This is a genomic window from Streptomyces sp. adm13(2018), from assembly GCF_008042145.1.
GTDB lineage: Bacteria > Actinomycetota > Actinomycetes > Streptomycetales > Streptomycetaceae > Streptomyces.
In genome coordinates, this window is the sequence record NZ_RDBH01000023.1 from 1 (window position 1) to 4505 (window position 4505).

At 73.9% G+C, this 4505-nt stretch carries 3 protein-coding genes; all 3 read right to left on the bottom strand.

Annotation, left to right across the window (positions count from 1 at the left end):
- Window positions 1-281: 281 nt before the first annotated feature.
- Window positions 282-1733 (bottom strand): LAETG motif-containing sortase-dependent surface protein, encoded by a 1452-nt coding sequence (locus EAO70_RS02195; protein ID WP_148001342.1) that lies wholly within the window; start codon window positions 1731-1733, stop codon window positions 282-284.
- 235 nt (window positions 1734-1968) lie between these two features.
- Window positions 1969-2481, bottom strand: a complete 513-nt coding sequence (locus tag EAO70_RS02200) for a single-stranded DNA-binding protein (protein WP_148001343.1) — start codon at window positions 2479-2481, stop codon at window positions 1969-1971.
- Between the two features lie 38 nt (window positions 2482-2519).
- Window positions 2520-4484, bottom strand: coding sequence for a GTPase (locus tag EAO70_RS02205; protein WP_261992597.1), 1965 nt, complete (start codon window positions 4482-4484; stop codon window positions 2520-2522).
- Window positions 4485-4505: the final 21 nt, after the last annotated feature.

Sequence of the window (4505 nt, forward strand, 5' to 3'; positions counted from 1 at the left end):
GTGTCCTCCCGCCCCGCACCGGCTGGCGGCCGGTCCCCGGGCTGCCGGACGCCGCGGACATGCGCGCCGCGGTGGCCGCGGCCGTCGCCGAGTTCCGGGCGCGGGACGAGGAACTGCCCGCGGAGCGGCGTACCCGCGCCGAGCCCGGGACGTGCGACGACCCCGGACGCTGACGCGTTCCGGGGTCGTGCGGTGGTCACGGGGCGATCGCGCTGTGACGCGGATCACTCATCGGACCGGTGGCCTTCCGGTGCCGGCGGGGCCGGCACCGGGGCCGTGGATCAGGCGCCGGCGGTCTTCTTCTTGCGGAGGAAGAACACCGCGCCGCCGCCGATCACGACGAGCGCGGCGGCGATGCCCGCGATCATCGGGGTGGCGTTGGAGCTGCCGGTCTCGGCGAGGTCGCCGCCACCGGTGGTGGTGCCGGTGGAGCCGGTGCTGCCGGTGGTGCCGCCCGTGGTGTCACCGGTCGAGGGAGCGGTGGTCGACGGGGCGGGGCTCGACGGCTCGGTCGAGGGCTCCGTGGTGGGGGTCTCGGACGGCTTCGGGCCGGGGGTGGCCGTCTTGCAGTCCAGGACGCCCTCGAAGGTCTCCTCGAAGCCGTTCGGGCCGGTGATGGTGAACTTGTAGGCCTCGTCCTCGGCGAGCGGGACCGGGATGGTCTTCGTCTCACCGGCGGCGACGGTGTACGAGGTGCCCTTCAGGTCGAAGGTCCAGGCCTCGTCGCCCTCGTTGGAGGCGATGACCTCCAGGCCGCCCTTGGCGCAGTCCTTGGCGACCGTGACGGCCGGGACGGCACCCTTCTTCGCCCACGTGGCCGAGGCCGGGGCGTTGACGGTCGACTCGCTGGAGCCGGCCAGGATCAGGGTCTGGGACGGGCCGTCGATGGAGACGAACGCGCGGCCCAGGGAGACCTTGGTGGAGGCCTCGGCGGTCAGACCGGCGGTGCCGTCGGCGGTGCCGGCGGGGACGTCGAAGTAGACCTGGTCGCCGTTCTTGGCCTCGGTGACGGGCTTGCCGTCCTTGTCCACGACCTTCACGCCGTCCGGGGTGCCCGGGGCGGTCGCCAGCTTGGCGATCTGGGCGTTGGTGGAGACGGTGATCGGGCCGAGCCGCTCACCGGCCTTGCCCGCGACGGAGGAAGGGGAGAGCGAGAGGGAGGCCTTCGGCTCCTCGAGCTTGACCGCGTCGTTCAGGAGCTTCTTGGTGAGCTTCCGGGCGTCCTTGCTCTTCGGCGTCGCCTTCACGTCGTCGGACAGGGTCCAGATCGCGGCCTGGGTGGCCGCGGCGGCCTCGTTCTTGGAAAGGTCGACGCCGACCTTCTTGCCGAGCTCCTCCGCGGAGAGCTTCGGGTAACCGTTCTGGAGGATCCAGAGGATCTTCCCGGCGTTCTCGTTGTTGTGCAGGGAGGACTGGTCCCAGCCGACTTCCTTGTAGTCGAAGTCGTGCTTGGCCGGCGTCCGGAGGTCGATGCAGTAGAGCTGGAGCGTGCCTCCGCCCTCGACCTGCATCGAGAAGAGGCCGCCGTCGACGCCCCACTTCTCGCCGTTCTTCTCGGAGATCACGACCGCGTCCCGGTCGGTCATCTCGCCGAGCTTCGCCGTCACGCCACCGGTGCCACCGTCATCGGCCAGCGCCGGGCCGGCGGTCGCTATCGCACCGGCCATGACAAGGCCGGAGACGAGGGCGGCTGCGGCGAGGCGGGTGATGCCTCGTCCACGAACTGAATACATTGCTTTCCCCTCCGGGCGAGTCGCTCCACGAACAACGCACGAACATCGTCGGTTCGCGTGGGGGGAGCGCACGCCAGCAGATCACAGACCCGATGGGCTCACGTGCCACATGAGTACCCGGGAATCCTAGGGATGCGGAACCCCCCGGTGCCCGGCCATACGGTCAGATAACCATTCCGAATCGGAATCGTTATCACCCAGGGCGAGTTGGTAGACAAGTCGACACAACTCATGGTCAGGGCACGGTCACCAACCGCTCCGCCGCCCCCTCCCCGGCCTTCGCGGCGATCGCCCAGGGGTCCCGGTCCYGTGTCGCCGCGAGCCCCGGCCCCGGCTCCGACGGCACCCCAGGACCGTACTCCGCCCCCGGCCCCCGATCGGCCCCGGCAGGCCGTGCCGCACGGCGGAAGGCCGCCGTACCACGGCTCAGATCATGGCCCACGGCCAGCGCGGCCACGTCGACGAAGGTCTTGCGCAGGCCGTCCCGCTCGTCCTCACGCACCCTCAGCCGACCGTGCACCACGAGCGGTTCCCCGACGGAGACGGAGGCCGCCAGATTGGCCCCGAGGGAGCGCCAGGCCGACACCGTGTAGAAGCTGGTGGGGCCGTCCGACCAGAGCTCCTTCTCGCGGTCCCAGCGGCGGGCCGTCACCGCGAAGCGGAACCTGGCGACGCCTCCCGTCGGCGTGTCCCGGTACTCCACCGCCGTCGCCACGTTGCCGACGAGCGTCACGGTCGTGTCGTTCATGGTCCGTCCCCCCACCCTGCGTTCACGCTGCTGCGTCTTCACCGGTCGAGCACCATCGTGGCGCCCTGGAGGAGAAGCCGCTGGGGGCTGTGGACAAGGGCGGGAATGGGGACAACTCGCCCACTCGGATGGGGGTACGGGCTTTGCGCCCCGGGCCCCTTGACGGGGCACGGGCCGCTGCGGGGCCTGCCTGCTCGGGGCTCCCGGGCGGGGTACGGCCCGGGATGGGGCTCGTCGGCGCACGCCCGTCGGCCCGTACCGCCGCGGGCGCCGCCGACGATCCGGGCCGACGGGCGTGCGCCGACGACGGTCGCGTACTGCTCGCGCACCTCGCGGTAGCGGACCAGTTCCGCCGCCACGGGGTCGAGCACCCGGGCCCGGCCGCAGGCCGCGGTCGCCTCGCGCAGCCTGCGTTCGGCCTCCTGCCCGTACCGCCGGGCGGGCCCCTTGACGGCGCCCTCGCAGGCCCATTCGACGAGCGGTCCGCCGATGATGCCGCCGAGCATGACGAGGACCGGCGGGAGCAGCCCCGGTTCGACGACGCCGACGATCTGGCCCACCAGCCACAGTGCGCCGAAGATCTGCAGGAGCGTCATCACGGCCTGGGCGAGGACGGCGGCGGGCCACCAGGCGGGGCGGGGCGGCCGGGCCGCGGCGTCGCCGATGCCGGCCGTGAGTTCGTCGAGGGCCTCGGGCAGCCCGTCCGCTCCGCGTGCCGCCGCCTCGCGGACGGCCTGCGCCCAGGGGACGGGCAGGCCGCGGGAGGCCTCGTCGGCGACGATCCGGACGGCCTGTTCGACGCGTTGGCGTGCCGTCAGCTCCTCCTCGACCGGCGGGGTGAGATGGGGGGCGGCGGGGCCGTGCTCGCGGATCCGCTCGTACCAGCGGTAGAGGCGCAGCCAGGGGGTGCCGCAGGCGCGGATGGCGCCGCGGCGCCAGACCCGTTCGGCGGCCTCGCCGGCGGCCTGGGCGCCGACGGCGACGGCGAGCCGGTCGGCGAAGGCCTCGCGGGAGCGTTCGCCGAGACCGGCGYGGCCCTCGGCGAGGTAGGCGGGGCGGAGCCGGGCCGCGGCGGCGTCGMCGTCGGCGGCCAGCCGCCGCTCGGGAGCGGTGCGTTCCTGGACGAATCCGCCGATCATCTCCCGTAGTTCGGGGACGCCGTCGCCGGTGAGGGCGGAGACGGCGAGGACGGTGGCGCCGGGTTCGCCGTGCTCACCGAGGGCCACGCCGTCCTCGTCGAGGAGGCGGCGGAGGTCGTCGAGGACGAGGTCGGCGGCATCGGTACCGAGCCGGTCGATCTGGTTGAGGACGACGAAGGTGACCTCGGCGTGTCCGGCGAGGGGCCGGAGGTAGCGCTCGTGGAGGGCGGCGTCGGCGTACTTCTCGGGGTCGACCACCCAGATGACGGCGTCGACGAGGCCGAGGACCCGGTCGACCTGGTCGCGGTGGGCGGTGACGGCCGAGTCGTGGTCGGGGAGGTCGATGAGGACGAGTCCCTGGAGCGCGGTGTCGGCGGCGCCGCCCGCGAGGGGCCGGCGGCGCAGCCGGCCGGGGACGGCGAGCCGGTCGAGCAGTCCGGCGGCGCCCTCGGACCAGCTGAGGGCGATGGGCGCGGAGGTGGTGGGGCGGCGGAGCCCGGTCTCGGAGACGGGGACGCCGGCCAGGGCGTTGAAGAGGGTGGACTTGCCGCTGCCGGTGGCGCCGGCGATGGCGATCACGGTGTGCCGGGAGGAGAGCCGCTGCCGGGCGGCGGCCTCGTCGAGCACCCGCCCCGCCTCGGCGAGGGCCTCGCTCTCGACCCGCGTACGGGAGAGCCCGACGAGTTCGTGGAGCGCGTCGAGGCGGGCACGGAGGGGCCCGCCGTAACTCCCACCGAGCGGCGGCAGGGTGTCGGGCTCCCGGACCTCGTCCGCACCGGGCAGCACGTCCCCGACGACGGCCCGCTCGGCGGCCCGCCGGGCGATCAGCCCGTCGTCCCAACGGCCGGGGGCGCGGGTGTCCACGGGGGCGCGGGTGTCGCCGGG